Source organism: Streptomyces sp. NPDC047853, from assembly GCF_043204535.1.
GTDB lineage: Bacteria > Actinomycetota > Actinomycetes > Streptomycetales > Streptomycetaceae > Streptomyces.
Genome location: NZ_JBIDCI010000015.1, coordinates 106,190 through 132,429, shown reverse-complemented (window position 1 = coordinate 132,429; position 26,240 = coordinate 106,190). Strand labels below are relative to the sequence as shown.

Sequence of the window (26,240 nt, the reverse complement as noted above, 5' to 3'; positions counted from 1 at the left end):
TGGGCAGGGAATGCGTGATCGGGGGAGGTCGAGTACGTCCTGGGGGGTTCCCGTGCGTGTGTGCGTGATCGGTGCAGGGCTGTCCGGACTGGCGGTGGCCCACGCCCTCGGGGAGCGCGGCATCGACTTCGTCTGCCTGGAGAAGGCGCCCGACGTCGGCGGGATCTGGCGCGGGCCGGGGGCGGGCGAGCGGGGCCCGGGATACCTGTCCCTGCACCTCAACACCGCCAAGCAGCTGACGGGATACACCGGCTGGCCGATGCCGGAGTCCTACCCGCTCTACCCCCGGCACGACCAGGTCGCCGCCTACCTGCGGTCCTTCGCCGAGCGGTCCGGTGTGCTGGACCACGTCGAGCTGCGGACCGAGGTGGTGTCGGTGCGGCGCGAGGCGGACGGGATGTGGTCGGTCGTCAGCCGGGACGCGCACGGCGCCGTGTCGGCCCGGCGGTTCGAGCAGGTGATCGTCGCCTCGGGGCACCACACCGAGCCCGCACTGCCCGACCCGCTTCCGACGGGCGCCGACTCCTTCACCGGGCGGATCCTGCACTCCCTCGACTACCACGACGGGGGCGACTTCGCGGGCCGGCGCGTCGTCGTGGTCGGCCTGGGCGCCTCGGCGGTGGACATCGCCGCGGACCTCTCCCGGCACGCCGCGCGGACCGTGCTGTCGGTGCGCCGGGGGCTGCACATCGTGCCCAAGCAGCTGTTCGGCATGTCGGTCGACGAGATCGCCGAAGCCCCCTGGTGGAACGAGATGTCCTTCGCCGAGCGGCGCGCGTGGGTGGAACAGGCGCTGCTCGTCGCGCGCGGCAGACTGGCCGACTACGGCCTGCCCGAGCCGGACCATCCGGTCTTCTCCTCGGCGGTGACCCTCTCGGACGAGATCCTCAGCCGGATACGCCACGGCGCGGTCACCCCCAAGCCGGCGATCACCGCGTTCGACGGCGACCGCGTCGTCTTCACCGACGGCACCTCCACGGCCGCGGACGCGGTCGTCTACTGCACCGGCTTCCACATGACCTTCCCGTTCCTGCCCGCCGGGTGCCCGGTGGCGGCGGACGGTTCGGTCGAGCTGTACCGGCGGGTGGTCCCCGCGGACCGGCCGGGCCTGTACTTCGTCGGGCTGGTCCGGCCCGTGGGCGCCATCACCCGGCTGGTGGAGGCCCAGGCGCAGTGGGTGGCGCGGATCATCGACGGCGCGGCCGCGCTGCCTCCGGCCGAGGAGATGCGCGAGGAGATCGGCACGTACCTCGCCGGCGTGGCCGAGCGTTACGGGCGCACCCAGGGCGCCTCCATCCAGGTGGACGTGGGCCCGTACCTGGCGGAGTTCCGGGAGTCGCTGGCTGTGTAGGGCGCGCCGCCCGGCGGCCCCGGCCGGCGCCGGGCCGCTTCCCCGCCCAGGGCTCCCGGTGGCATGCGCCGGGAGCCCCGCGGTGTCGGGACGGTCCGCTCAGCGCGCCGCCACCGGGTGGCGTACGGTCGCGACGGCCGGCGGCCTGACCGCGTACGCCTCCGAGGAGAGGTACGCCGTCACCCGCGGCGGGCGGCCCGGCTGATGGGCCAGCGCGAGGTAGGCGACCAGCCCGACGCCGTCCTCGGGCCGCCGCCGGGTGAGGGCGGCGAAGGCCCGGGGCAGCACGTCCGCGTCCATTCCGTGGTGGCGCAGCACGCTCGCGGCGCGCTCCAGCGCCTCACCGTCGTGCCGGGCGTAGTCCCGGACCGGGATGTGCAGGGTGAAGCCGCTGGGCCGCCCGGACCCGGTGTCGGTGAAGGAGTGGCAGCTCAGGCCGGGCCGTCTGCCGAGCACCGCCCGGTCCGGGCCGACGCCCACCGCCGCCCGGAAGAAGTCCTCGACCGCCGCGGCTCCGGGCCCCTCCCCCGTACGCGGCAGCAGACCCGCCTGGCGGGCCGTGAGGTCGTCGTGGCGCACGTAGACCTTCGCCCGGGGGGTCTCCCAGTCCCCCAGGTCCAGGGCGAGGAACGGATGACCGCTGCCGCGCGGCAGGCTGTCGTAGGCCCGCCGGTGGCCCAGCCGGTGCAGGGCCTCGCGTACGGTCGCGGCGGAACGTTCCGCCCCGTTCGCGGCCGGGTTCAGGTAGACCTTGACCTTGGGCACGCCGCCGGGCCTCAGCTCCAGGGCGCACCACAGGGCCAGGGGGCCCTGCGGAGCGGGCGGCAGGAAGAGGTCCTCGACCGCGTCGAGCGCACCGGTGGTGAAGTCCCAGCGACGCGCCATCTCCCGGATCGTCTCGAGTCCCGCACGCCCGTCGAGAGCCAGGCTGTCTGCGCCGCAGCCCGGTTCCAGGAGCACCCGCAGGGCGGGGGCCGCGTCGGCCTGAAAGGAGAACGAGAACTCGACGGGGGTGTGGTCGTCGGACAGGAAGGACCGGCTGGGGGGCGGCAGGTGCAGCGGGCGCGCGGCCACCGGGCCCAGTGCGTCGGTCAGGACACGGGCGTAGGTCTCGATGTCGGCTTCGCGGAGACCGGCGACCGCGCCGAGTCTTCGCAACTGACCGCCGGTATGGGCGCCGAGGGTCGGTGTGCCCCCCGGTTCCGCGCCGATCCGTACTGCGGTCACCGGCCGGTCCCTCGCCCGGGCCGCACAGAGAGATACCCGCCTGGGGAGGCGGGTATCGGCGGGATCGGCGGCGGCAGAGCGGCGTTCGTGGATATGTGGTCCACGACACCTCCTTCTCCTCGTGAGCAACTTGGATGCCGCGTTGCTCACTACCCGTGCCGTTGATCCTTCATGCGAAAGGGGCAGGTTGGGCGGATGTTGCGCAGGTCACCGTGTGAGCCAGTTGAGGAACTGGCTCCACATGCCTCCTCGTTCGGCCGGGCGGGCCGGGTTCGGCGCCTGTTCCCGCTCGGGTGCCGCGGCGTCCGGCTGAGCCGTGGAGCGGCGTCCGGTGCGCGCGGGCGTGAAGCGGGCGGGCAGCGTGGCCAGGGCCCGGTTGAAGGGGCCGGGCCGCCAGGTCAGGCTGTCCTCGGGGACGGCCAACGCGACGTCGGGCAGTTCGTTGAACAGGTGCTCGATGGCGGTGACGGTGATGTGCCGGGCCGGTTCCTTGGAGGGGCAGGCGTGCGGGCCCGCGCTCCAGGCGAGGTGCGCGCGGTTGCTGCCGGCCTGGCGGGAGGCCTTGAGGGCCGGCCCGGTGTTGGCGGCGGCGAAGCTGACCAGGACCAGGTCACCGGAGTGCAGCTGCTGCCCGGCGAGTTCGGTGTCGGCGGCCGGGTAGTGCGGCGCGTAGTTGGCCATGGGCGGGTTCTCCCACAGCGTGTCGTCGAGCGCCTCGTCGATCAGGCCGCCCTCCCGGGCGTACCGCTCGTGGGTGAGGAGCCGGTGCAGGGTGTTGCCGATGAGGTTGCGCAGCGGTTCGGCGCCCGCGCCCAGCAGCAGGGCCAGCTGGTGGACCATCTCCTCGTCGCTGAGGTCCGCCTCGTGCCGCATCAGCCAGGAGGTGACGTCGTCGCCGGGCTTGCTGCGCTTGAGCGCGACCAGCTCCCCCACCGCCTGGAACAGCACGGCGGTGGCCTTGTCGGCGTTGATCCCGTCGAACATCCCGGAGATCCCGAAGAGCACCCGGTCGCCGATGTCGGCGGGGCAGCCGAAGAGCTCGTTGAACACGAACAGCGGCAACTGCCGTGCGTAGTCGCTCAGCAGGTCGGCCGAACCCCGTCCGCTGAACTGCGAGATGAGGTAGCCGGAGATCTGCTCGGTGCTCCGGGTCAGCCGGCGGGTGTCCACCCGCGCCATGCTGTCGGTGACCGCCTGCCGCAGCCTGAGGTGGTCGGCGCCGTCGGCGAACATGCAGTTGGGCCGGTAGGCCAGCAGCGGTGCGACCGGGCTGTCCGGCCCCACCTTGCCCTCGTTGAAGGCCCGCCACCGACGCGCGTCCTTGCGGAACGTACCGGAGTCCTGGAGCAGTTGGAGGGCCGCCGAGTAGTCCGTCACCAGCGTCGCCTCGACGCCCGGGGCCAGCTCGACCGGGGCGGCCGCCCCGTAGTGGCGCAGGTACTCGTAGTAGGCCTGCGGGTCGGCGGCGAACTCCGGTCCGTGCAGGGGCACTCGGGCGCCGGAGCCGTGGGCGGGGCACCCGGGTGGCGGCACCGGGAAGGTGTCGTGGGGGTTCATGTCTGCTCCCAGCTCCTAGCGGGTGCGGTCCAGCAAGTAGCGGACGAGGGTGGTCAGTGCGGCGGCCGACGACTTCTCGTCGCGGGCGTCGCAGGTGACGACGGGCGTGTCGTCGAGCAGGTCCAGTGCCTCGCGCAGCGCCCGCGCGTCGCGCAGCGGTGCCCCGTCGAAGTGGTTGACCGCGATGGCGTAGTCGAGGCCGTACTGCTCGATGAGGTCGATGACGGGGAAGGAGTCGGCCAGCCGCTCGGGGTCGACCAGTACCAGGGCGCCGAGCGCGCCGCGGGCCATGTCCTCCCACATCTGGACGAAGCGCTGCTGACCGGGAGTCCCGAACAGGTAGAGCACGACGCGGTCGCTGATGGTCAGGCGCCCGAAGTCCATGGCGACCGTGGTGGTGGTCTTGCCCTGGACCCCCTTGAGGTCGTCGACCGACTCGGCGGCCTGCGTCATCGTCTCCTCGGTGGACAGCGGCTCGATCTCCGAGATGGAGCCGATGAGGGTGGTCTTGCCCACCGCGAAGTGCCCGACGACGAGGATCTTCACCGCGGTCTGGGTCGCTCCACCGCGTACGTAGTCCTGCTCATCCAAACTTGGCGCGGAGACCATTGAGCACCTCCTCCAGGATCTCCTTGTCCGCGAGGCGGGCGCGGGCCACCGGCGGGCGGGTCATGAGGTGCCCGCCTTCCATGAGGGAGGCCAGCAGGATCCGCACCACGCCCAGCGGGAAGTGGGTGTGTCCGGCGATCTCGGCGACCGAGAGGTAGCCGGCGGAGCAGAGGTCCAGCAGGCTCTGTTCCTCGGGGGACAGCCGGGGCGGCCGCTGCGTGTGCCCGGCGGCCGCGGTGACCAGGGTGATGAGGGACAGGTGCTCCTCGTCGGGCAGGCCGCGGCCCTTGGTGATGACGTACGGCCGTACTAACTCGGCGGTCTCCGGCTCCCAGCCGTCGTGGCCGGTCATGAGCGGGTGCCGAGGTTCTCGCGCGGCGGCGTCGTCAGCCGCTTGCCGAGCTGGGCGACGAGCTGCTGCATCCGGAAGGTGATGTCCGCCATGTCGACCTCCGGGGAGGCGGAGACACCGAGGTAGGCGCCCTCGCCGGCGGAGATCAGGAAGACCCAGCCGCCGTCGAACTCGACCAGGGTCTGCCGCCACGCCTGGTGCGGGTCCTCACAGAAGAAGGCGAGGGTGCGGCTGAGTGACTGCACGCCGCTCATCGCGGCCGCGACGCGGTCCGCGTCGTCCTTGTCGAAGTCCTGCGTCCGGGCCATCAGCAGTCCGTCGGCCGAAATCAGGACCGCGTGCAGGGCCCCGGGAATCTCCAGGGCGCTGTCGAGCATCCATGACAGATCGTCGTTCACGAGTCCTCATGTCCTTCTCTGCTTGCACCGGGTGTTCTGCTCGTCCGGTCCGAGTCCTCCGGCCGGGTGACGCGGCCGGTCTGCGTGCCCCGTTGGAAGGCGGCCATGATCTGGGCCTGCTCGGAGTCGGAGCGGCCGGCGGAGCGCGGGACGGAGGCACTGCCGGGCACGATGGCCATCGGCCGCTTGCGGCGCCGCCGGGGCAGGCCGTCGCCGGTCCGGGACGGGGCGGGCGACGCCTCCGGCCCTCCGTCCGGGGCCGGGCGGGCCGCGGTGTGGCCGGCCGGGGAGGGTGCCTTCCGCTCCGGCATGGCGGTGAGCAGTTCGTGCGGAAGGAGGACCACCGCGCGCACACCTCCGTAGGGGGAGGAGGAGTCCACCGACACCTCGAAGCCGAAGCGCTCGCACAGCAGCCCGATGACCGCGAAGCCGAACTGCGGTGGGTTGCCGAGACCCGCCACGCCCGAGGCGCGCTCGGTGGCGAGCAGCCGGTCGGCGCGGGCGCGCTCCTCGTCGCTCATGCCGACACCGGCGTCGTCGACGACGACGCAGATGCCCTTCGGCACGGTCCGGATGTTGATCTCGACGACGGTGTCCGGGCTGGAGTAGCTGGTGGCGTTGTCGAGGAGTTCGGCGAGGGCCAGGGCGACGGGTTCGACGGCGCGGCTGGTGATGCCGAAGTCGACCTGGGAGAGGATCTCCACCCGGCGGAAGTGCCGGATGCGGCCCTGGGCGCTGCGGACCACGTCGTACACCGAGGCGGTGTCGCGCCGGCCGCCCAGCCAGCCGTCGCACAGCACCGCGATGGACTGGGCCCGGCGCCCGAACTGCGAGTTGGTGTGGTCGATCTCCAGCAGGTCCTGCAGGAGGGCGGAGTCGCCGTACTTGGTCTGCAGCCGGGTCAGCACCAGCTGCTGTTCGGCGGCGAGGCCCTGCAGGGTTCGCATGGCGGACTTCAGAACGGTCTTCGTCTCGTCCTCGGCCCGTTCCTGAGCGGCCAGCACGGACTTCCCGTAGTCGTTCTCCAGCTCCGTGTAGTGGTCCCTGAGCCCCTTGATCTCCTGCCGCAGGGATCGTGCCGCCCGGCGCTGGCGCCCGATGAGCGCGGCGGCGGCGACCAGGGCGACGACAAGGACCCAGAGCAGTGGGTTCCCCAAGTATTCCGTCATAAGACTCTCTTCAGGCGACTGACGGCCGGCGTGCCGCATGTCCGTCTACGCGGGCGGTCCGGTGGACCGCCCGCACCGGGGTTGCTGCCCGGGCTGTCCCTGAAGTCGGGGATGCCGTCTTTCGCCCATCCGCCCGCTCCGCAAACGCGGTGATCGTATCACCGCATGATCAGGTGAATTGACGTCAAGAAGCGTTCATACAGGACCGGTTGAGACCGGAGTCGGGACACGCTACGCCGGTGGGTACAGTCGGCCCCGTGAACGATGCACAAGACACCTTCCCGCCGGGTGCGCGGCCGGCCCGGGACGGCTCGGTGTGACGCCCGAGGCCATGGCGGCGGTGTTCACCGCGGGGTTCGGGGCCGGTGCCATCAACAGCGTCGTCGGCTCCGGGACGCTGATCACCTTCCCGGTGCTGCTGGCGACCGGGCTGCCCCCCGTCACCGCCACCGTCTCCAACGCGCTCGGGCTCATTCCCGGGTCCGTCAGCGGGGCCGTCGGCTACCGGAAGGAACTGCGCGGCCAGCGCCGGCGGGTGCTCAGGCTGAGCGTCGGCGCGCTGCTGGGCGGCCTCACGGGCGCCACCCTGCTGCTGTCCCTGCCGGCCGACGCCTTCGAGACGATCGTGCCCGTCCTGGTGGGCCTCGCCCTGGTCCTGGTCGCCTTCCAGCCCCGCATCAACCGGCTGGTGCAGCGGCGCCGCGAACGCACCGGCACCTCCCCGCGTCACGACGGCGGCCCGCTGCTGTTCACCGGCCTCACCCTCGCCAGCGTCTACGGCGGCTACTTCGCCGCCGCGCAGGGCATCATCTACCTCTCCCTCATGGGCATGCTGCTCGACGAACCGCTGCAACGCCTGAACGCCGTGAAGAACGTCCTCTCCGCCCTCGTCAACACCGTCGCCGCGCTCTTCTTCCTCTTCGCCGCGGACTTCGACTGGACGGCCGTCGCCCTCATCGCGGCCGGTTCGGCGCTCGGCGGTTACGCGGGGGCCAAGGTGGGCCGCCGCTTCAGCCCCGCGGTGCTGCGGACACTGGTGGTGGCCGTGGGGACGGTCGCCCTGGTGCAACTGCTGCTGCGCTGAGCCCGGGTTCAAGGCGCGACGGAAGCGGAATCTGCCCCGCCGCTCCTTCTTCCACACCGGTCCGTGCCGAGGGCGCACGTGGGATACGCCACGCTCCCGCCCGGATTGTCGGCGGGCGTGATCAGGGAAGCCATGGAGGCGCCCAAGATCGAATCGAAGGGAACCGCCCTCGTGACGCTCGTAGCGCCTCCCCCCATACCCAGGGCAGCGGGCTCGCTGCCGCTGCTGGGTCACGCGGTACAGCTCCTGCGCGACAACCTCGGCTTCATCGCCTCGCTCCGCGCCCACTACGGACCGCTCGTCGAGATCACCCTCCAGCCCGGCACCCGCACCCTCGTCGTGCAGGACCCGGACCTCATCCGCACCATGCTGACCGAACTGGGGCCGAGCCTCGACAAGGGCCGGTTCTTCGAGAAGATGGGCCAGTTGCTGGGCGACTCCGTCGTCACCGCCGCCGGCCAGACCCACGTCCGCAAGCGCCGCCAGCTCCAGCCGGCCTTCGGCCGCGAGGAGATCGCCCGCTACGTCGACACCATGCGCGGCGAGACCGAGACGGCCGTCGACGGCTGGACCCGGGGCCGGGAGATCGACGTCCGCGAGGCCATGGTGGGGCTCAGTCTGAACATGCTGGCCAAGACCGTGTTCTCCGGCAGCCTCGACGAGGCCACCTTCCGCCGGCTGCGCGCGGACCTGTCGGTGGTGATGAACGGCGTCGGCGCCCGTGTCATGCTGCCCGACTGGGTCGAGCGGCTGCCGCTGCCCGTCAACCGCCGCTTCACCGCGGCACGCGACGCCGTACGGGCGACCATCGACCGGGCCGTGACCGACCTGCGGGTCTCCGGCCACGACACCGGCGACATGCTGTCCCTGCTCCTGCGCACCACCGACGAGGAGACCGGCCGGCCGCTGACCGGGCACCAGATCTCCTCCGAGATCCTCACCCTGGCCGTGGCCGGCACCGAGACCACCGCCTCGGTACTGTCCTGGGTGCTCTACGAACTCGCCCGGAACCCGGAGGTCCGGGCCCGGATGCTGGCCGAGCTCGACGAGGCCCTCGGCGACCGTCCGGTGACGTTCGACGACCTCGGCCGGCTCCCGTACCTGAGGCGGGTGATCGACGAGACGCTGCGGCTGCACCACACCGGGTGGCTCGTCACCCGCCGTACCGTCACCGAGACCCGGCTGGGCCCCTGGACCGTGCCCGCCGGCACTGAACTCGCCTACTGCCAGCACGCTCTGCACCGCGACCCCGCGCTGTTCCCCGACCCCCTGGCCTTCGACCCCGACCGCTGGCTGGACGGCGACCGGCCCCGGCCCACCCACGCCTTCCTGCCCTTCGGCGCGGGCAAGCACAAGTGCATCGGTGACCGGTACGCCCTCACCGAACTCCTCACCGCCATCGCCACGATCACCCGGCGGGTGCGACTGGAGCTCGCCCCCGGCCGGACGGTGCGTCCCGTCGCCGCGGCCACGGTCCGCCCCCGGACCCTGCGGATGACCGTGCGCGACAGGACCGAGCCGCGGAACCCGTCCACCGGTTGAGCCGACGTGCCGGGCCGGCGGTGGACCGTACGGCCGGCCCGGGCCGTCGGGCATAACGGCGTGTTATGCCCGAGCGGGACTGGTGGCGGCGTCCCGCCGCCGGACATGCTGAGCGCCCCCACACCCGCACGCGCCGCGACGCGCGTCGTCGGAATCGAGGAGCCTTGCGCATATCCAGACTCGTCCCCACCCTGGCGGCCGCCCTCATGGCCGCCCTGCTGTCCGCCCTCGCGCTGGCACCGAGCGCCTCCGCGGCTGAACCCCGGCCCGGTGGCGGCGGCCCCCAGCCGATCATCGGCGGCGGCTACGCGCAGAACGCCCCCTGGGCCGCACGACTGTTCTCCAACGGCACCCAGACCTGCAGCTCGACCATCATCTCCCCCACCTGGATCCTGACCGCGAAGCACTGCGTGACCGGAGGAGGGCTGTCCTTCCGCGTCGGCAGTCTCGACCAGCAGTCCGGCGGCACCGTGGCGAGCGGCGTCCAGACCGTCACCCACTCGTCCTCGGACCTCGCGCTGGTCCGGCTCGACCGCTCCGTCTCCGCCACCTACGCACCCCTCGGACAACCGGGCACGGTACGGGTCGGCCAGACCGTGCAGGTCTACGGCTGGGGCGCCACCTCCCGGTGCGGTTCGGAGATCAACTGCCAGTCCCGCTACCTGAAGGTCGCGAACGTCAGCGTGACCCAGGGGTGCCGCGACGCCTACAACGGCTCGGCGATCTGTGCCCGCGCCGTGGACGGCATCACGGCGGGCGGCGACTCCGGCGGCCCGATGATGGCCGGCGGCGTCCAGGTGGGCGTGGCCTCCACCAGCGACCGCCAGACCACCACGGCTTACACGAACGTGACCGCCTATCGCTCCTGGATCCAGTCGGTCGCGGGCGTCTGATCCCTCTTCCCCGCGACCGCCCCGCGCACCGGTCCCGCGCGCGTCCGTCACTTCCCCGCGGAGACGGACGTACGCGGGACCGGACGTACGCGGGCCTCGGGGACAGGGCGGGCCACCGTCCACGACCCGGACCGTCCGGCAAGCGCGTGGTGCATGCATCTACCGTTCACCGGAAACGGACGGCGACCCACGCGAAGGAGGTCCGGTATGACCGGGCAGACAGCCGAGCAACCGGAGAACGGATGCGAGACGGCCGTTCTCCGGCTCCGGGACGCGACCGTCCGCCGCCACACGACGGACCAGCTGATCCTCGACGGGATCGACTGGACGGTCCGACCGGGCGAGCACTGGGCCCTGCTGGGGGCCAACGGCGCGGGGAAGACGACCGTGCTGCGGCTGCTCGGCGCCCTCATGCACCCCACGAGCGGCACGGTGGAGATCCTCGGCAGCCGGCTCGGCCGGGTGGACGTGCGCGAGCTGAGGGCGCGCATCGGCCACGTCACCTCCGCCCAGCGCGTACCGCCGGAACTGACGGCCCACGCGGTCGTGCTCACCGGCCACAGCGGCACCTTGCAGCCCCTGTGGCGGACGTACGGCGCCGAGGTCCGGCTCCGGGCCCGCGACCTCCTGACGGAACTCGGCGTCAAGGAACTGGCCGACCGGCCCTACGGCGTCTGCTCGGGCGGACAGCGGGCCCGCGTGCTCATCGCCAGGGCGCTGATGGCCGATCCGGCCCTGCTGCTCCTGGACGAGCCGTTCAACGCCCTGGACCTGCCGTCCCGCGAGGACCTCCTCGAGGCCATGAACCACCTGGCCGGCAACCGGCCGCGGTTGGCCACGGTGACGGTCACCCATCACCTGGAGGAGTTGTTCCCCGCCGTCAGCCACGCCCTGCTGCTGCGCAAGGGCCGGGTCCTGTCCCGCGGTGCCGTGGACGGCGTCCTCACCGACCCCCTCCTGACCGCCTGCTTCGGCAGGGACATCACGGTGGTACGGCGCGACGGCCGCTGGTCGGCCTACTCGGGACTCCGCGGCCGCGGCTAGCCCGGCCGGGACGCGCCCGGGGCCGTCCGTTGCGGAACCGGACGTGTTTCCGCAACGTGACACCCGACGAATGCGCCGTTGCAGCACCGTCGCTGCCCACCGACGGGCCTTGACCCTCCATTTGACCCCTGGATAGCGTCCACGGCATGCGGAAATTCCGGCAGTTCACCAAGAGGCGGGCCATCGATCTGATGCGCGTCGCCACCGCGGTGTGTAGCTAAGACTCCACCGCCCCACTGCCCTTTCCTCCCCCTTCCCGTGAAGGTCGCAATGACCCCTCGCACACGCATGTCCGGACTCCGCAGCATTTCCCTGTCGGCCGTGTCGGCCGTCATGGCCCTCCCCCTCCTCCTCACCGCCTGCGTGGCCCCACCGCAGTCCACCGCGAGCAGCAAGGACGTCTCCGGCGAGAAGATCCCGGCCGCCGTCTCCGCCGACACGACGCTCACCGTCGGCGCACCGGACCTCAAGGTCGCCCTGGAGCTCTCGGGGCAGATTGACGACCTGCCCTTCAAGGTGAAGTGGGCCAACATCAGCGGCGGCCCGCAGTGCTCCGAGGCCTTCCGTGCCGACGCCCTCGACGTCTGCTCGGCCGCCGACATCCCGTCGATCAACGCGCACTGGACGGGGCTGGACACGAAGCTCGTGGCGGTGAAGTTCCGCTCGAACCCCCTCGGCAACCCCATCTACGAGCTGGGCACCGCCCCCGGCTCCGGCATCCGTACGCTGGCCGACCTGCGGGGCAAGAAGATCGCCTACAGCCCGGGCCAGGCCCAGGGCGCGCTGGTCCTGCGCATCCTCGAGAAGGCCGGCCTCACCCAGCAGGACGTCGAACTCGTGGAACTCGCGAGCACCGGAGACGTCTATCCCACGGCGCTCGGGAATCGGCAGGTCGACGCCGCCCCCATCGCGGACGTCAACATCAAGCGTTATCTCGCGCGTTACGGAAAGGAGGGCGGCGCCACCGTCAAACACGGTCTCCGGGACGATCCCGCGCATCTGTGGGCGCTGACGGAAAGCGTCGCCGACGCGGGAAAGTCGTCCGCTCTCCGGGAGCTCGTGAAGTTCTGGGCGCGGGCCCAGATATGGATCGACCAACACCCGAAGGAATGGGTCGCGGGCTATTACGTCAAGGACCAGGGACTCAGCCGGGCGGACGGCGAGTACCTCGTCCGGCGCACGGGCCACCCGGACCTGCCGGCGGACTGGACCGACGCCATCCGCCGCCAGCAGGCCACCATCGACCTGCTTGCCCGGGAGCAGGACCGGGAGCCGTTCGAGGCGGATCTGCTCTTCGACCGCCGCTACGAGACCGTGGCCGCCGAGGCCGTGGCCGGCGAAGGGACGTCCTCATGAGCACCACCGTCTTCGACGAACAGACGTCCGCGGCGACAGCGGCGAAGCCCCGGCCCGTCACGGCCCGCCCCACCCGGCCGCGCCGCAGGCGCCTGGGTCCCGGCCAGCCCGTCCCCTACGGCTGGGCGATCGGCCCGGTGCTGCTCCTCGTGCTCTGGACGGCGGGCACCGGGCTCGGCCTGATCGACGTCCGCAGTCTGCCCGCACCGTGGACCATCGCCGACACCGCGGGCGGACTGATCGACAACGGCAAGCTCCCGTCCCATCTGGCCACCTCCGCCCAACGCGCGGCGCTCGGCCTGCTGTTCGGCGTCGCGGGCGGACTGCTCCTCGCGCTCGTCGCCGGGCTGAGCCGCGTCGGCGAGGCGGTGATCGACGGTCCGGTGCAGATCAAACGGGCCATTCCCTCGCTGGCGTTGATCCCGCTGCTGATCCTCTGGTTCGGCATCGGCGAGACCATGAAGGTCATCACGATCGCGCTCGGGGTCTTCGTGCCGGTCTACATCCACACGCACAACGGACTGCGCGCCATCGACAGCCGCTACGCGGAACTCGCCGAGACGGTACGCCTCAGCCGGCTGGCCTTCGTCCGGCACGTCGTCCTCCCCGGGGCGCTTCCCGGCTTCCTGCTGGGCATGCGCTTCGCGGTCACCGGCGCCTGGCTCGCCCTGGTCGTCGTGGAACAGGTCAACGCCACCAGCGGCATCGGCTACATGATGGAGCTCGCGCGGACCTACGGGCAGACCGACGTCATCATCGTCGGCCTGGTCGTGTACGGCCTGCTCGGACTCGTCTCCGACGCCCTGGTACGACTCGTGGAGAGGAGGGCCCTGTCATGGCGACGCACTCTGGCGGGCTGAACACGACCGAGGACCGCACGGCGGTCCGCATCGAGAACCTGGTGCGCTCCTTCGACGGGCGCACGGTGCTGGACGGGCTGGACCTGTCGATCGCGCCGGGCGAGTTCGTGGCGCTGCTGGGGCGCAGCGGCTCGGGAAAGAGCACGCTGCTGCGGGCGCTCGCCGGACTCGACCACGAGGTGGCGGGCAGCGGCGACCTGACCGCCCCCGACCACGTGTCCGTCGTCTTCCAGGACGCACGGCTGCTCCCCTGGAAGCGACTGCTCGACAATGTCGTCCTCGGGCTGTCCGGCCCCTTCGCCGAGGAGCGGGGCCGGGCCGCGCTCGCCGAGGTCGGCCTCGCGGGGCGCGAGCGGGGGTGGCCGGTGGAGCTGTCGGGCGGCGAGCAGCAGCGCGTGTCGCTCGCCCGGTCCCTCGTACGCGAACCACAACTGCTGCTGGCGGACGAGCCGTTCGGCGCGCTGGACGCGCTGACCCGGCTCCGGATGCATGCCCTGCTGCGGCGGCTCTGCGAGCGGCACCGGCCCGCCGTGCTGCTGGTCACGCACGACGTCGACGAGGCCATCGCGCTGGCCGACCGGGTCGTCGTGCTGGACCGGGGCCGGATCGCGGCCGACCTGCCCGTGGACGTGCCGGCACCGCGCCGCCAGGGCGGCACCGCGTACTCGGCGCTGCGCGGCCGCCTGCTCGCCCGGCTGGGGGTGGACTCCGACGCGACCCCGGAGACCCCCGGGACCCCCGGGACCCCCGGCATCGCCGGGACCACCACCACCGAACGGGGTCCCCTGATCACCGGCGAGGAGAAGGCGGCATGAGCACTCGGAAACTGCACCTGAACCTGTTCGTGTACCCGGGCGGCCACCACGAAGCGGCATGGCGCCACCCCCACACCGACCCCGGTCGGCTCCTGGACATCCGCTTTTACCAGGATCTCGCCCGCCGGGCGGAGGCGGCCGCCTTCGACGCCGTGTTCTTCGCCGACGGCCCCTCCCTCGCGGACAACGTCCGCTACGCCAGCCGCTTCCGGCTCGAGCCCTTCACCTGGCTGTCCGCCATCGCCGCGGCCACCGAACGCATCGGCCTGATCGCGACCGCCTCGACCACCTACACCGAGCCGTACAACCTCGCCCGCCTCTTCGCCTCGCTGGACCACCTCAGCGGAGGCCGGGCCGGCTGGAACATCGTCACCACCGGCGCCCCCCAGGCGGCCGGGAACTTCGGTCTCGACGAGCACCCGGTGCACGCCGAGCGGTACGACCGCGCCCACGAGTTCGTCGACGTCGTGAACAAGCTCTGGGACAGCTGGGAGGACGAGGCACTCGTCGTCGACCAGCGGGCCGGCGTGTTCGCGGACACCGACCGCATCCACGAGATCCATCACGCGGGCCGCCACCTGAAGGTGCGCGGCCCGTTGAACCTCCCGCGCTCCCCGCAGGGCCGCCCCGTCCACGTCCAGGCCGGATCGTCCGAGGACGGCCGCGCCTTCGCCGCCGCGTACGCCGAGGCCGTCTTCACCGCGCACCAGACCCTGGGCAGCGCCCAGGAGTTCTACGCCGACCTCAAGACGCGGGCCGCTGCGCTGGGCCGCGACCCGGACCGGCTCCTCGTCCTGCCGGGCATCAGCCCCTTCATCGGCTCGACCGAGGCGGAGGCACGCGCCCTGCACCGAGAGTTCGACGAACTCACCCAGCCCGAGTACTCGCTCCACCTGCTCCAGCGCCTGCTGGGACTGGAGCTGAGCGCCGACGAGCTGGACGGTCCCGTGCCCCGCCGGCTCATCGAGACCAGGGGCGAGCGCGGCAACGGGAGCCGCTTCCGACTCGTCCTGGACATCATCGACCGCGAACAGCCGACGGTCCGGGAGCTGTTGCACCGTCTCGCGGGCGCCCGCGGTCACCGTGTCGTGGCCGGCACGCCCGAGCAGGTCGCCGACCGTATCCAGGAGTGGTTCGAACACGGCGCGGCCGACGGGTTCAACATCATGCCGCCCTGGCTGACCGGCGGATTCGACCTCTTCGCCGACCAGGTGGTGCCCCTCCTGCGGGCCAGGGGCCTGTTCCGCACCGCGTACGAGGGCGGCACGCTGCGCGAGCACTACGGTCTGCCCCGGCCGGCCGCGGTCCGGCCGGCCGGGGGGACCGGTCCCGCTCCTGCTGCTAGGTTCGGCTCCCGTGCATCCACACGTGTTCGACACCCGGTTCCGTGAGCGTGGCCGCCGGACGATGAGCTGGGGCTTCGGCCTGCTGGCCGTCGCGGCCCTCCTGTGGGGGTGGTGCGCGGTCCTGCTGACCACCCCCTACGAGGTCGACCGGGCGCACTTCGCCCGTGCGGTGGAGTGCGAGCCCCGGTTGTCCACCGATGACGGGACCGCGAACGAGGGCCCGTCGAAGGACCCGTGCGGTGACGCACGGGACTGGCCCGAGGCTCTGGCCCTGCTCGGTCTCTCGGTCCCGGTGTCCGTGGCGGGCGCTGCGCTCCTCACCTACGGACTCCTGGGCGTGCGGGTCAGCGAGCACGCCGCCGAACTGGCCCGTCTGCACGAACTCGCCGCCCGGGACCGGGGACAGGCGACGACGTAGGCCCGGAGGACGCGGTGCGAGGGGCGGCCCCGGACGGGTCGGCGAACGGACCGTCCGGGGCCGCCCCCCGGCTCCCCCGCCCAGGGGACTGCCCACCCGCCTCCCGCGGAAAACGAGCGGAACGACGCCCGGGCGCAGGTCCACACCCACGGGTTACCCCGGTCAACACGGCGGCGGCGCACGCGGGTTCGGACCCGGATCCCGGCAGGCCCCGCACGCCGACAGCACCGTCTCCACACCGAAAGCCGTCCCCTGCGCGCTGCGGTCTCGTTGACGGGGCATGCGCACGGGTGGAGGACTCCGTCCTCGCCCGCCCCGACACGAGGAGCAGCCGCATCGTGGGAACCGCCGTCCACGTTCCGCAGACCCGGGACATGCTCGGAGACGAACTCTCCGGCGACGAAGCCCTCACCGCCCTGCGGCGGTACGGGGGCCTCAGGCTGCTGGCCGACTCCTTCACCCGGTTCCGCTACGCGGACGGCTTCACCAACGCCCGGGCCCTCGCCTTCCAGGTCGTGCTCGGCCTGGTCCCCTTCACCGTCGTGCTCGTGGGTCTCGCCACGTCGGTGCACACGGAGAGCGTGGGCCGGGTCATCGAGCTGACCCTCGGCCGGATCGTGCCGGGCGCCAGCGCGGACGTCGTGGAGAAGGCCTTCGAGGGCACCCGGCGCAGCGCCGGCAGCGACGTGTGGAGCACCGTCGCGCTCTGGCTGGGCCTCGGGTTCGCGGTGCTGAACCTCTCCTCTGCCATGGCGCAGATCGAGCGGGGCGCCAACCGCATCTACGGCATCGAGCGCGACCGCCCCTTCGTCCGCAAGTACGGCCGGGCGCTGGCGCTCGCCTTCACGGCCGGCCTGCCGATGGTCCTGGGGTTCCTCGTGCTCGTCGCGGGTGAGACGGTCGGCGACGCCGTGGCCCGCACCCTCGGCCACGGGACGGGCGGGGCCGCGTGGTGGGCCGTGCTGGACGTACCGGCCGGGCTGCTGCTGGCCTGGGTCGCGTCGGCGGTGATCCTGCGCTGGTCACCCCGCCGCGACCAGCCCGGCTACACCTGGCTGGCCTTCGGCTCGGCGGTCCACCTGGTGCTGTGGATCTCGGCGACCTGGCTGCTCGCGCTGTACGTCGGACGGAGCGGGGCCTTCGGCGCCGTGTACGGTCCGCTCACGGCCTTCATCGCCCTGCTGCTGTGGGCCAACCTGACCGCCGTGGCGCTCTTCCTCGGCATCGCGTTCGCGGCCCAGCTGGAGGCGGCCCGGGCGGGCATCCGTACGCCGGTGGAGCCGGACCCCGGACCGGGCGCCTGACCTAGGCCGCGTCGCGGGGCGGAGTCAGTGCCCAGCGGATCCCGGCGGTCACCGCCATCCCGAGCGGGCGTACGCACACGCCCTCCGCCGGAGGCAGACGCGGCAGCCGCAGGGCCCGCGAGGCCCAGAGGGGCAACAGCGAGACCGCGTTGGCGGCGATGGCTCCGTAGGGGAGGCGGGCGAGCAGCGGCAGGGGCGGATCGAGCAGCAGGAACCGCGCGGTGTTCCGCGCCTCGGCGGTCGCGCGCAGTTCGCCGCGGTAGGCGGCGAGGCGCTCCGCGAGACCGGCGCGGTCCACCGGAGGGTCCGGAACGCCGAGTGCGGTGGCGATGCGCGCCATGTCGGCCACGTAGGCGTCGCATCCCTCCTCGTCCAGGGGGCGGGCGCCGTAGCGCTGGTGGGCGCGCAGGAAGCTGTCGACCTCGGCGACGTGCACCCAGCACAGCAGGTGCGGATCGGCGGCGGCGTACGCCTGCCCCTCGGCGGTGGTGCCGCGCACGGTGTCGTGCACGGCGCGTACCCGCTCGCACGCCTCCTGTGCGCGGTCGGCGGGGCCGTAGGTGGTGACGGCCAGGAAGGTGCTGGTCCGCTGGAGCCGCCCCCACGGGTCGCCGCGGAAGCCGGAGTGCGCGGCCACCGCGGCCATGGCCAGGGGGTGCAGCGACTGGAGCAGCAGGGCGGACAGGCCTCCGATGAACATGGAGGCATCCCCGTGCACCCGCCTGATCGGCCGCTCCGGCCCGAACCAGCGTGGGCCCGGTGTGTCGTGGATGCGGGCCCGGTTGCCCGGTCCCTCGGGCCCCGCCACCCGGGAGAAGATCATTTCGCCGATCCGGGCGCGGGGGGCGGGGCGGTGATCGCCGGTGAAAAGTCTCATGGCTGCCGAGCCCTCCTTCGCCCACTGCGGCCGGGCGGCTCACATGACTACGTCTGCCCGGGTCCGGGGCGCGGGAACATCAGGCGCAGCCCCAGGCCGACATCCCCTGCAACCGGGCGAGGCGCTTGGCGACGGCGATCTGCTCCCCGCGGGTGGCGAGGTCCGCGCGGGCCGCGTACTCGAGGCCGCCCGCCGCGGCCCAGCTCGACGGCGCGAACTGCAGTCCGCCGTAGTAGCCGTTGCCGGTGTTCGCCTGCCAGTTGCCGCCGGATTCGCAGGCCGCGATGGCGTCCCAGTCGGTGCGCAGGCCGGCCGCGGGCGACGCGGCCGCCTGACCGGTCGTGGCCAGTGCGGTCGCGGTGAACAGGACCACCAGCGCGGTCCGGGCACCACGGCCGTACGAACTGCGCGTCTCGCTCGTATGAGCATTTCGTCTACAGATCATACTGAGACTGTTACACCACGTGACACGGGGCCGTCGCCCCGTCCGTCACGTCCCTACGCCGGTCGGAGCAGACGATTCCTCCTCGGCGCGGCCGCCGTCCCGGCGCCGAGCCGGCCCCCTCGTTCGTGTGAAGAAGGGCGAGGACGTCCCCCGGTCGGGTGAGCGGCGCGCGGACACCTCCCGGCGCGCCCTTACGGTTTCGCGGTGACCTCGATCTCACCTGACACACGCCCCCTGCGGACGGCCGACCTCGGCACGCTCGTCATCATGTCCTGGAGCCGCGAGACCCCCGACGGCGACGTCCCCTTCCTCCTCGCCTGCTCCCTGGGCGACGGCGAGGGCGGCCCGGAGGCGGTCCCGGACGCCGTCGAACGGCTGCTGCGCCACTCCGGGATCTCCGTGGGCGAGGGCGTCCTCGACGCCACCCGCCTGACCGGCCTGCCCGTCACCCTGCTGGTCGTGCCGGGCGCCGCGGCGCTCACCATGCGGGGCGTCAACGCCCAGTTCGTTCCCACGCCCGAGTGGCGCAAGGCGGTCGACGAGCGCGGGTACGCCTGCCTGATCTTCGCCACCCGCCCCTGGTCCGGGGGCGAGCCCGGCGACGGCGAGGCGGTCGCCGCCTTCGCCAACGACGAGGCCACGCTCTCCGGCGCGGCGCAGCTCATCCTCCCGGTGCGCAGCCTGCGCAGCTGACGGGGCGGGCGGCGGCGCGCGCACCCCGGTCGGCGGGGTGCCGTTTCGCGGCGGGGCGCCTCACGTCCACAGTTCACCGCTGTCGCACACCCGGGCACCCATGTTCCGCTCCATCATGCGCAGGGCGGCGTCCGCGAGGTCGGCGTGGATGTGGGCGACCGCGTCCCGCGGCACGATGACGTCCAGGTGGCGGATGTGGGCGTCGAGCGCCGAGTACAGGACGCACTGCTCGGTCACCTGGCCGCACATCACCAGTCGGTCGATCCCCTGCTGGTGCAGCAGGTACGTCAGCGGCGTCTCGAAGAAAACCGAGTGGCGCGCCTTGACCACGAAGAGGGACGACTCGTCGGGCTGCAAGGGCTCGACGAGCCGTGCGTGCGGTCCCGAGAGGGCCTTGTCGAGGATCTCTCCGTGGTGCGAACGCCACTCGCCGAAGTTGTCGTTGACGTAGATCACGGGCACGCCCTGCCGCCGCGCCCGCTCCAGCAGGCCGGTCACCTGCGGCAGCACGAACTCGACGGCCGGAATCAGCGACTCCGCGTCCTCGTGGTCGTAGGTGTTGATCATGTCGATGACGATCAGCGCGGTCTTGCTCATGCAATCCAGGTTGCCACTGTGACGAGGGAGAATCCTTTTTCCCGACGGCGGCGGGGCGCAGTGGGCGCGGAGGTCACCGGACGACCCGGTCCGGGAGCGGCGCCACGTCCTCCCCCGCGAAGGGGACCCCCGCCCAGGGCGCCGGCGCCCGGCCCTCGCTCCACTCGCGCAGCCGCCCCTCGTTCACGCAGACTATGCCGCACTGGGCGGCGTAGTCCGTGGCCGGTTCGGTGAAGTCGCTGGTGGTGACGAGGACGGCGACATCGGCCTCGTGGACGGTGTAGCAGGTGCCGCCGAAGCGCTGGAGATCCTGGGAACCGACCTTGTTGTCGTCGCCGTAGCGCTTGCACTGGATCACGACGCGCCGGCCGTCCGGGGCGGTCGCCGTCACGTCGGCGCCGAGGTCGCCCGCCCCGCCCACCACCTCCACGTCGGCGCAACCGTCCCGCACGCACAGGTCGGCTATCGCGTGCTCGAACTCGTCGGGACTGAGTTCCCCGTGATCGACGACCACCACCGTGACCGCCGCCTCCTCGGCGCCGGGCGCCGGTGCCGTCGGCACGACCGGGGCCCGGTCCTCCTCCAGCACCTCCATGGCCGTCGCGGTGGCCTCCCGCAAGGCACCCGTGGTGCGACGTGCCAGCCTCCGCGCGGTGAACCCGGAGCGCCCGCGTCGGTGCAGGACGACGGCCAGCACCAGCCCGAACACCAGGACGAGGGCCCAGGCGGGACGCCGCTCCGCGACGTCGACCGCCATGCGCAGGGCCCAGCCCACGACGCACAGGACGAGGGCGGCCAGCCCGAAGAACATGGCCGTCGCCCGGAGGTCGAAGCGGCGCCCGGGACGTATCGGACGAGTGCGGCGTGCGGGCACGGTCACGGTGTCGTTCCTCCCTGCGGCTGACATCAAGATCACTCACGCCGTCTGCCCGCGAACCACCGGTTCACCGGCGGTTCGTGACACGCCGTCGGATGGCTCATCCCGCCAGCGTGCAAATCTTTCGGGCATAACGTGCGGAATATGAAGAAATGCCATGTCGTGTACCTGGTGTGCACCGCAGCGATGATCGGCACGGGGCTCGGTGCGGCTCCGGCGTCCGCCGGCCACATGACCCACGTGGTCCACAGTGGGGAGTCGATCCAGAAGGCGGTGGACGCCGCCGGGTCGGGCGACACCGTGCTCGTCACGCCCGGCACCTACCGCGAGAGCGTGACGGTGAGCACGCCCGGCCTCACCCTGCGCGGCGTGGGCCGCGCCACGGTGATCAGGCCGAGCACGGAGAAGGCCGCCGAGGACGACACCTGCGCCAAGGACGGCAACGGGATCTGCGTGACCGGGACGAAGGACGCCAAGGTCAAGGGCGTCACCGTCGCCGGCCTGACGGTCACCGGCTTCACCCGCGCCGGGGTGTCCGCCACGGCCACCGACGGACTGACCGTACGGAACGTCACGGCGGAGAAGAACGGCGTCTGGGGCATCGCCCAGGAGCAGTCGATCCACGGCACCTTCCGGGACAACACCGTCCGCGGGAACGGCGACGCCGGCATCTTCCTCGCCAACACCGTCAAGGCCGAGGAAGGCGCCGCGGACACCGAGGGCACCGTGGTCGAGGACAACCGCCTCGAGGACAACCGGATCGGCGTGACCGTCCGGCGCCTGCGCAACCTCGCCGTCGCCGACAACCACATCGCCGGCAACTGCACGGGCGTCTTCGTCGTCGGCGACGAGAACAAGCCCAAGGCCGGCGACCTGGTCGTGCGCGAGAACCACATCGTGCGCAACAACAAGTCCTGCCCGAAGACCGAGCGGCTGCCCGCCCTCCAGGGCTCCGGAATCGTGCTCACCGGGACGGAGAAGGTGCTGGTCGCGGACAACACCGTCGAGGGCCACTCCGGCACGTCCCCGCTGTCGGGCGGCATCGTCCTCTTCAAGAGCATGGTGGGCGTCACCGGCGAGAACAACGAGGTCAGCGGCAACACGCTGCGGGACAACTCCCCCGCCGACCTGGTCAGCACCGAGACCGGGGACGCCGCCAGGAGCAACACCTTCGTGGGCAACACCTGCGGCGCCTCCCGGCCCGCCGGTATGTGCTGACCGACCACCCCAGCCCCCAGTGGACCGACGTAGGAAGGAAAGCGGCACATGACGACCGCACCAACCGCCCCACCCCCGCCCATGCGGTTGAGGGAGCTCGTGTTCGGGGCGGCATGTGCCGCCGCCCTCCGCGCCGCCGCCCGGCTCGGTGTCGCCGACGCTCTCGGTGACACCCCGATGACCGTGGCGGACCTCGCGGCCGCCGTCAAGACCGAACCCAAGCCGCTGCGTCGGCTGCTGCGCGCCCTGACCTGCTACGGCGTCTTCGCCGAAGGCAAGGACGGGAGCTTCGCGCACACCGACATGTCCCTGCTGCTGCGCGAGGACGACCCGCACAGCCTGCGCTACATCACGCTGTGGTGCACCGAGCCGTGGACCTGGGACGCATGGCCCCTGCTCGACGAGGCGGTGCGCACCGGCGGCAACGTCGTGGAGGGCCTGTACGGCAAGGAGTTCTTCACCTACCTCAACGAGGACGCTCCCCGGTCGGCCGAGGTCTTCAACCGCGCCATGACGACGTCCAGCCGGCAGTCCGCCCAGGACGTCGCGGCGTTCCTGGACCTGTCGGGCTGCTCGTCGGTCGCGGACATCGGCGGCGGCCAGGGACACGTGGTGGCGAGCCTGCTGGAGAAGTACCCCACGATGCAGGGCACCCTGCTCGACCTCCCGCGGGTCGTGGAGAACGCCGACCCTCGGCTGCGCGAAGGCGGATCGCTCGCGGACCGGGTGCGCATCGTGCCGGGCGATTGCCGTGAGGCGATCCCCTTCCGGGCCGACGTGTACGTCATCAAGAACATTTTGGAGTGGGACGACGACAGCACCGCCCGGGCCCTGCGCAACGTCATCGAGGCGGGCGGGCCCGGCACGCGCGTCGTGGTCATCGAGAACCTCGTCGACGACACGCCCTCCATGCGGTTCAGCACCGCCATGGACCTGCTGCTGCTCCTCAACGTCGGCGGTGCCAAGCACACCACCGACAGCATGGTCGGCCGGCTGACCGAAGCGGGCCTCGTCATCGACGACATCCGCCCGGTCAACCCCTACCTGCACGCGTTCGACTGCACCGTGCCCCGGTGAGCTGACCGGTGGACGCGCGTCGGCCGCCGTACCCCACGGGGTACGGCGGCCGACGCGCGCGCGCCGTGCGGGGCCCGGGTCAGGCGTCGGCCGCGCGGCGGTCGGTGACCAGGTCCATGCGGGCGCCCCGGAGCGCGCGGGCCAGTGCGTCGCCGACCGCCGGGGGGCCGGCCGTGCCGTCGGCGGCGCCGTCGAGGAGGGTCGTCAGTTCGGCCACCTGGCCGGGGTCCGGGAGGCCGAGGGCCACCGCCGGGTCGCCCGCGGCGTCGATGCCGCCCCGTACGTCGACCAGCCGCACCACGACGTCGTCGCGCTGGAAGATGGTGCTGCACAGGACCGGGCTGCGCGGATCGTCCGCGGCCGCCTCGTCCCGCTCGGCGAGCAGCTGGGCCAGCCGCATGCCGCAGCCCGGCCGAGCCGGGTACGACAACGCGTGCCGCTGGGCCGCCTGGTCCTTCTCCCCCGTGGTCACGTGGTGGACGGCGGGCAGTGCCGCCCGTGTGTAGAAGACCCGGGCGGACTCCGGGTCGGCGAGGTCCCGGTCCTGCTCCAGATAGGGGTTGATGGCCTCCTCGACGGCCCGGACCTCGGGCTGCTGCGCCACGTGGCGCAGGGCCGCGAGCAGGTCGCCGCGGACCTCGATGGCCCGCACCACCCGGTTGCCGTGCAGGAACAGGGACGTGCGGCACAGCCGTGTGGTGTCGTCGACCTTCGGTTCGGGCGACGCGTAGTCGGCGAGGAGCCTGGCGACCGTCGCCTCGCTGCCCGGCTTCACCGTGAAGGTGAGCGCGTGCCGGATCACGCCGTCGCCGATCCGGGGGGAGGCCTGGAGGCCTTCGCGGGCGGTGTCGGCGCCCGCCGACGCGTTGTTCGTCTCGCGCACGACGTGGAAGCGCAGCGACCGGGTGTCGCGGACGCAGCTGTGCAGCGGCTTGACCATCCGCACGTGCTCCTCGCTGCTCACCCAGTTCAGGAACGGCGGAGCGCTCTCCCACTCGCTGGTGATGAGCCACTGCGAGGGGTTCTCGATGGACTGGCACAGCTGCTCGCCGAGGTGCCCGGGGACGGACTCGACGTGGCTGCGCAGCTGCTCGTAGGTCTCGAGGAACTGCTGCTGCGCTCCGTCGTACACCTCCACCAGCAGGACGACCCGGAGTCGGGAGCCGTCGAACACGGACTGGGAGACATGGTGCGACACCTGTCGCGTCAGCGGTTCCGAAGCAGGGGTGGACGTGATGGTCATCCTGCGCACATCTCCTTCGCGGGGGCGGAAGTGGACGTCGGCCGCGGTGGCGCGCCGCCAGCGTGCCTCGATCCTGTGCCCGGCCCCGGTGCCGCGCGACCGGTGTGCACTGGGCGGGTGACCTGCGCCGTACCGGGACGGCGCGCGGACTCAGGTGAGGTGCGCGAAGACCACCAGGTTCTCCGTGTAGTCCTTGGCCTTGCGGTCGTAGTCGCCCGCGCAGGTGATGAGCCGCACCTCGGCCCGGTCCGTGTCGCCGTACACGCGCTTGCTGGGGAAGTCGTCCTTGGCGAAGGTCTCCAGGTCGTCGACCACGAAGGACGCCTTGCGTCCGTCGGCCCGCTCGACGTGGAACACGTCCCCCTCGTCCAGTTGGCCCAGCCCCGCGAAGACGGCGGCGGACGTCTTGGTGTCCACGTGCCCGGCGATGATCGAGGTGCCCCGCTCCCCGGGGGAGGCGCCCTTGGCGTACCAGCCGACGAGGTTGGTGTCGTTCGGCGGCGGGGCCTGGAGCTGCCCGTTCGCGCCGATGGCGAGGTCGGTGAACGGAGCGTCGACGGAGATCTCCGGGATGCGCAGGCGCACCGGCTTCGACCGGGGCAGGCCCGCACCCCGCGGAGTGCCGGAGGACGGGGTCGTGGGGCCGGCGGAGGACGGGGCCGTCGCTCCGGGCTGTGCGGCGACCGGCGGGCGGGAGGTGTCGGCCGACGTGTCGTTGCCGCCGACCAGGCTCACCGCCAGCACCAGCAGGGCCACGGCGCACATCACCGTCAGGCTCGACCGGGACCCCTGTCCGGTCGACGCCGGGTCGTCGTCGGTGGGGGACGTCGGGGGTACTGCCATCGGGGACCACCTCACTTGGGCACGGCGGCAGGGCGGACGGGGTGGGGTGGACGGGAGCGAGCCGGGCCGCCGCAGGATGCCTGGGCGGCGGCCCGACTGCTATCGCGCCCGGCACGGCTCACGCCGCTCCGTGTGCCGACTTCCTGCGCCGGACGGCGTACAGACCGGTGCCGGCGACGGCCAGGACGGCCAGCCCGCCCGCGGTCGTGGTCGGGGTGTCCAGCCCGCCGCCGCCGGTGTGCATCCCGCCGCGCGGCTTCTCGTGCTCGCCGCCCCAGGACTTCTCGCCCTCGTCCTGCTTGTAGGTCTCCGAGCCCTGCTTGGAGCCGCCCTCCCAGTCGCCCTCGTTCACCGCGGTCAGCGCACCGCCACCCGTGTGCATGCCACCGTGCGGCTTCTCGTGCTCACCGCCCCGGGACTTCTCGTGCTCGCCGCCCCGCGACTTCTCGCCCTCGTCCTTCCGGGTCGACTCCGAGTCCTGCTTGGAGCCGCCCTCCCAGTCGCCCTCGTTCACCGCGGTCAGCGCACCGCCACCCGTGTGCATGCCACCGCGGGGTTCGTCGTGCTTGCCGGCCTTGTCGTGCTCCTTGCTGTAGGAAGAGTCGTCGTGGTCCCAGTCGCCGCCGGCGGCCGCGTAGGCACCGGGAGCACCGAGGACCAGGACGGCCGAGGCCGCCGCTGTGGTCAGGAGCATGTGAGCAGAACGCATCTGTGGTTCCTTCCGTCACGGCCGGGCAGCTGGTGCTTCGTCAGCCGAGGGGACCCGGCCCCGACGTGAATCACCGTCAGCCAGCCCTCCGTCTCGCACCACTCAAGGCGCTCAGCCGGGTGAAACGTTCGCCCGTCCGCGCCCCGCCGACGGGCCGGGGACGTGCGGGGGCCGGACCCGCGAGCCGGGCCCACCGAGGGGTGAACGGCTTCCCCCGCTCGGCGGACGGGAGCCGCGTGCGAGCCGACGAACGGTGCTCGGCGGCTGTTCGTGCGGACGCGGCGATACACGGCCAAGAGCGCTTCGAGGCAGTGGAGTTGAGGGTCCGGGGGCGGC

At 72.4% G+C, this 26,240-nt stretch carries 28 protein-coding genes; 15 read left to right on the top strand and 13 right to left on the bottom strand.

What is annotated here, in order from left to right; genetic code table 11:
- The first annotated feature begins 52 nt into the window (after positions 1–52).
- Positions 53–1,351: an NAD(P)-binding domain-containing protein gene (locus ACGF5T_RS26345; protein WP_366767371.1), complete on the top strand. Its 1,299-nt coding sequence runs from the start codon at positions 53–55 to the stop codon at positions 1,349–1,351.
- 99 nt (positions 1,352–1,450) lie between these two features.
- Here ACGF5T_RS26345 and ACGF5T_RS26340 read toward each other — a convergent pair whose 3' ends face one another.
- The 6 genes from ACGF5T_RS26340 to ACGF5T_RS26315 all read right to left on the bottom strand — a co-directional run bounded on the left by ACGF5T_RS26340 (position 1,451) and on the right by ACGF5T_RS26315 (position 6,663).
- On the bottom strand, positions 1,451–2,578 hold the full coding sequence (locus ACGF5T_RS26340) for a tryptophan dimethylallyltransferase family protein (RefSeq protein WP_366767372.1): 1,128 nt from the start codon (positions 2,576–2,578) through the stop codon (positions 1,451–1,453).
- A gap of 207 nt (positions 2,579–2,785) precedes the next feature.
- Positions 2,786–4,135 (bottom strand): cytochrome P450, encoded by a 1,350-nt coding sequence (locus ACGF5T_RS26335; protein ID WP_356609706.1) that lies wholly within the window; start codon positions 4,133–4,135, stop codon positions 2,786–2,788.
- 15 nt (positions 4,136–4,150) lie between these two features.
- Positions 4,151–4,744 (bottom strand): ATP/GTP-binding protein, encoded by a 594-nt coding sequence (locus ACGF5T_RS26330; RefSeq protein ID WP_366767373.1) that lies wholly within the window; start codon positions 4,742–4,744, stop codon positions 4,151–4,153.
- Positions 4,719–5,096, bottom strand: coding sequence for a DUF742 domain-containing protein (locus ACGF5T_RS26325; RefSeq protein ID WP_356609702.1), 378 nt, complete (start codon positions 5,094–5,096; stop codon positions 4,719–4,721). Before ACGF5T_RS26325 ends, ACGF5T_RS26330 begins: the two co-directional genes overlap by 26 nt.
- Positions 5,093–5,494 (bottom strand): roadblock/LC7 domain-containing protein, encoded by a 402-nt coding sequence (locus tag ACGF5T_RS26320; RefSeq protein WP_053126708.1) that lies wholly within the window; start codon positions 5,492–5,494, stop codon positions 5,093–5,095. The genes ACGF5T_RS26325 and ACGF5T_RS26320 overlap by 4 nt, the downstream gene beginning before the upstream one ends.
- On the bottom strand, positions 5,491–6,663 hold the full coding sequence (locus ACGF5T_RS26315; protein WP_366767374.1) for an ATP-binding protein: 1,173 nt from the start codon (positions 6,661–6,663) through the stop codon (positions 5,491–5,493). The genes ACGF5T_RS26320 and ACGF5T_RS26315 overlap by 4 nt, the downstream gene beginning before the upstream one ends.
- Before the next feature lie 331 nt (positions 6,664–6,994).
- Between ACGF5T_RS26315 and ACGF5T_RS26310 the strand changes: the two genes are divergently transcribed.
- From ACGF5T_RS26310 to ACGF5T_RS26260, 11 genes are all read left to right on the top strand, one after another.
- Positions 6,995–7,747, top strand: coding sequence for a sulfite exporter TauE/SafE family protein (locus ACGF5T_RS26310; RefSeq protein WP_361015320.1), 753 nt, complete (start codon positions 6,995–6,997; stop codon positions 7,745–7,747).
- Between the two features lie 117 nt (positions 7,748–7,864).
- Positions 7,865–9,289, top strand: coding sequence for a cytochrome P450 (locus ACGF5T_RS26305; RefSeq protein ID WP_366767375.1), 1,425 nt, complete (start codon positions 7,865–7,867; stop codon positions 9,287–9,289).
- A gap of 164 nt (positions 9,290–9,453) precedes the next feature.
- Positions 9,454–10,182 carry a trypsin-like serine protease gene (locus ACGF5T_RS26300; RefSeq protein ID WP_361015309.1) on the top strand — a complete coding sequence of 243 codons (729 nt, stop codon included), beginning with the start codon at positions 9,454–9,456 and terminating at the stop codon, positions 10,180–10,182.
- A 207-nt stretch (positions 10,183–10,389) separates the two neighbouring features.
- Entirely contained in the window at positions 10,390–11,226 is an 837-nt protein-coding gene (locus tag ACGF5T_RS26295) for an ATP-binding cassette domain-containing protein (RefSeq protein WP_366767376.1), read from the top strand.
- Between the two features lie 146 nt (positions 11,227–11,372).
- On the top strand, positions 11,373–11,447 hold the full coding sequence (locus ACGF5T_RS26290; protein ID WP_356609822.1) for a putative leader peptide: 75 nt from the start codon (positions 11,373–11,375) through the stop codon (positions 11,445–11,447).
- Positions 11,448–11,496: 49 nt separating this feature from the next.
- On the top strand, positions 11,497–12,582 hold the full coding sequence (locus ACGF5T_RS26285) for an ABC transporter substrate-binding protein (RefSeq protein WP_392889382.1): 1,086 nt from the start codon (positions 11,497–11,499) through the stop codon (positions 12,580–12,582).
- Positions 12,579–13,442 (top strand): ABC transporter permease, encoded by an 864-nt coding sequence (locus ACGF5T_RS26280; protein WP_366767378.1) that lies wholly within the window; start codon positions 12,579–12,581, stop codon positions 13,440–13,442. Before ACGF5T_RS26285 ends, ACGF5T_RS26280 begins: the two co-directional genes overlap by 4 nt.
- Positions 13,418–14,257 carry an ABC transporter ATP-binding protein gene (locus ACGF5T_RS26275; protein WP_366767379.1) on the top strand — a complete coding sequence of 280 codons (840 nt, stop codon included), beginning with the start codon at positions 13,418–13,420 and terminating at the stop codon, positions 14,255–14,257. The genes ACGF5T_RS26280 and ACGF5T_RS26275 overlap by 25 nt, the downstream gene beginning before the upstream one ends.
- Positions 14,254–15,648: an LLM class flavin-dependent oxidoreductase gene (locus ACGF5T_RS26270; RefSeq protein ID WP_356609686.1), complete on the top strand. Its 1,395-nt coding sequence runs from the start codon at positions 14,254–14,256 to the stop codon at positions 15,646–15,648. Before ACGF5T_RS26275 ends, ACGF5T_RS26270 begins: the two co-directional genes overlap by 4 nt.
- Positions 15,626–16,021 (top strand): hypothetical protein, encoded by a 396-nt coding sequence (locus ACGF5T_RS26265; protein WP_361015312.1) that lies wholly within the window; start codon positions 15,626–15,628, stop codon positions 16,019–16,021. The genes ACGF5T_RS26270 and ACGF5T_RS26265 overlap by 23 nt, the downstream gene beginning before the upstream one ends.
- 338 nt (positions 16,022–16,359) lie before the next feature.
- Positions 16,360–17,325, top strand: coding sequence for a YihY/virulence factor BrkB family protein (locus ACGF5T_RS26260; protein ID WP_356609682.1), 966 nt, complete (start codon positions 16,360–16,362; stop codon positions 17,323–17,325).
- 1 nt (position 17,326) lies between these two features.
- Here the strand turns inward: ACGF5T_RS26260 and ACGF5T_RS26255 are convergent, their stop codons facing one another.
- Both ACGF5T_RS26255 and ACGF5T_RS26250 read right to left on the bottom strand, forming a co-directional pair.
- Positions 17,327–18,202 (bottom strand): oxygenase MpaB family protein, encoded by an 876-nt coding sequence (locus ACGF5T_RS26255; RefSeq protein ID WP_361017241.1) that lies wholly within the window; start codon positions 18,200–18,202, stop codon positions 17,327–17,329.
- A gap of 79 nt (positions 18,203–18,281) precedes the next feature.
- A complete protein-coding gene (locus ACGF5T_RS26250; protein WP_366767380.1) occupies positions 18,282–18,647 on the bottom strand; it encodes a transglycosylase family protein in 366 nt (121 codons plus the stop codon).
- A gap of 204 nt (positions 18,648–18,851) precedes the next feature.
- Here ACGF5T_RS26250 and ACGF5T_RS26245 point away from each other — a divergent pair, with 204 nt between their 5' ends.
- Positions 18,852–19,340: a DUF5949 family protein gene (locus ACGF5T_RS26245; RefSeq protein ID WP_366767381.1), complete on the top strand. Its 489-nt coding sequence runs from the start codon at positions 18,852–18,854 to the stop codon at positions 19,338–19,340.
- A 60-nt stretch (positions 19,341–19,400) separates the two neighbouring features.
- Here the strand turns inward: ACGF5T_RS26245 and ACGF5T_RS26240 are convergent, their stop codons facing one another.
- On the bottom strand, positions 19,401–19,937 hold the full coding sequence (locus tag ACGF5T_RS26240; RefSeq protein ID WP_366767382.1) for an isochorismatase family cysteine hydrolase: 537 nt from the start codon (positions 19,935–19,937) through the stop codon (positions 19,401–19,403).
- 73 nt (positions 19,938–20,010) lie between these two features.
- Complete coding sequence (locus ACGF5T_RS26235) at positions 20,011–20,817, bottom strand: restriction endonuclease (RefSeq protein WP_356609672.1); 807 nt, start codon at positions 20,815–20,817, stop codon at positions 20,011–20,013.
- 141 nt (positions 20,818–20,958) lie between these two features.
- Here ACGF5T_RS26235 and ACGF5T_RS26230 point away from each other — a divergent pair, with 141 nt between their 5' ends.
- Both ACGF5T_RS26230 and ACGF5T_RS26225 read left to right on the top strand, forming a co-directional pair.
- Positions 20,959–22,032 (top strand): right-handed parallel beta-helix repeat-containing protein, encoded by a 1,074-nt coding sequence (locus ACGF5T_RS26230; protein ID WP_356609670.1) that lies wholly within the window; start codon positions 20,959–20,961, stop codon positions 22,030–22,032.
- 48 nt (positions 22,033–22,080) lie between these two features.
- A complete protein-coding gene (locus ACGF5T_RS26225) occupies positions 22,081–23,109 on the top strand; it encodes a methyltransferase (protein ID WP_366767383.1) in 1,029 nt (342 codons plus the stop codon).
- A 79-nt stretch (positions 23,110–23,188) separates the two neighbouring features.
- On the opposite strand, the gene ACGF5T_RS26220 is transcribed toward ACGF5T_RS26225, so the two are convergent.
- The 3 genes from ACGF5T_RS26220 to ACGF5T_RS26210 form a co-directional block, all read right to left on the bottom strand.
- Complete coding sequence (locus tag ACGF5T_RS26220; protein WP_366767384.1) at positions 23,189–24,352, bottom strand: SchA/CurD-like domain-containing protein; 1,164 nt, start codon at positions 24,350–24,352, stop codon at positions 23,189–23,191.
- Positions 24,353–24,502: 150 nt separating this feature from the next.
- Positions 24,503–25,195 carry a class F sortase gene (locus tag ACGF5T_RS26215; RefSeq protein WP_366767385.1) on the bottom strand — a complete coding sequence of 231 codons (693 nt, stop codon included), beginning with the start codon at positions 25,193–25,195 and terminating at the stop codon, positions 24,503–24,505.
- A gap of 118 nt (positions 25,196–25,313) precedes the next feature.
- Positions 25,314–25,904 (bottom strand): hypothetical protein, encoded by a 591-nt coding sequence (locus ACGF5T_RS26210; RefSeq protein ID WP_366767386.1) that lies wholly within the window; start codon positions 25,902–25,904, stop codon positions 25,314–25,316.
- Positions 25,905–26,240 lie beyond the last annotated feature (336 nt).

Coding starts and splice junctions, on each gene's coding strand:
- ACGF5T_RS26335 (WP_356609706.1), bottom strand. CDS start 4,135: ATGAACCCCCACGACACCTTCCCGGTGCCGCCACCCGGGTGCCCCGCC.
- ACGF5T_RS26330 (WP_366767373.1), bottom strand. CDS start 4,744: ATGGTCTCCGCGCCAAGTTTGGATGAGCAGGACTACGTACGCGGTGGA.
- ACGF5T_RS26325 (WP_356609702.1), bottom strand. CDS start 5,096: ATGACCGGCCACGACGGCTGGGAGCCGGAGACCGCCGAGTTAGTACGG.
- ACGF5T_RS26315 (WP_366767374.1), bottom strand. CDS start 6,663: ATGACGGAATACTTGGGGAACCCACTGCTCTGGGTCCTTGTCGTCGCC.
- ACGF5T_RS26310 (WP_361015320.1), top strand. CDS start 6,995: ATGGCGGCGGTGTTCACCGCGGGGTTCGGGGCCGGTGCCATCAACAGC.
- ACGF5T_RS26295 (WP_366767376.1), top strand. CDS start 10,390: ATGACCGGGCAGACAGCCGAGCAACCGGAGAACGGATGCGAGACGGCC.
- ACGF5T_RS26285 (WP_392889382.1), top strand. CDS start 11,497: ATGACCCCTCGCACACGCATGTCCGGACTCCGCAGCATTTCCCTGTCG.
- ACGF5T_RS26280 (WP_366767378.1), top strand. CDS start 12,579: ATGAGCACCACCGTCTTCGACGAACAGACGTCCGCGGCGACAGCGGCG.
- ACGF5T_RS26275 (WP_366767379.1), top strand. CDS start 13,418: ATGGCGACGCACTCTGGCGGGCTGAACACGACCGAGGACCGCACGGCG.
- ACGF5T_RS26270 (WP_356609686.1), top strand. CDS start 14,254: ATGAGCACTCGGAAACTGCACCTGAACCTGTTCGTGTACCCGGGCGGC.
- ACGF5T_RS26255 (WP_361017241.1), bottom strand. CDS start 18,202: ATGAGACTTTTCACCGGCGATCACCGCCCCGCCCCCCGCGCCCGGATC.
- ACGF5T_RS26250 (WP_366767380.1), bottom strand. CDS start 18,647: ATGATCTGTAGACGAAATGCTCATACGAGCGAGACGCGCAGTTCGTAC.
- ACGF5T_RS26240 (WP_366767382.1), bottom strand. CDS start 19,937: ATGAGCAAGACCGCGCTGATCGTCATCGACATGATCAACACCTACGAC.
- ACGF5T_RS26230 (WP_356609670.1), top strand. CDS start 20,959: ATGAAGAAATGCCATGTCGTGTACCTGGTGTGCACCGCAGCGATGATC.
- ACGF5T_RS26225 (WP_366767383.1), top strand. CDS start 22,081: ATGACGACCGCACCAACCGCCCCACCCCCGCCCATGCGGTTGAGGGAG.
- ACGF5T_RS26220 (WP_366767384.1), bottom strand. CDS start 24,352: ATGACCATCACGTCCACCCCTGCTTCGGAACCGCTGACGCGACAGGTG.
- ACGF5T_RS26215 (WP_366767385.1), bottom strand. CDS start 25,195: ATGGCAGTACCCCCGACGTCCCCCACCGACGACGACCCGGCGTCGACC.
- ACGF5T_RS26210 (WP_366767386.1), bottom strand. CDS start 25,904: ATGCGTTCTGCTCACATGCTCCTGACCACAGCGGCGGCCTCGGCCGTC.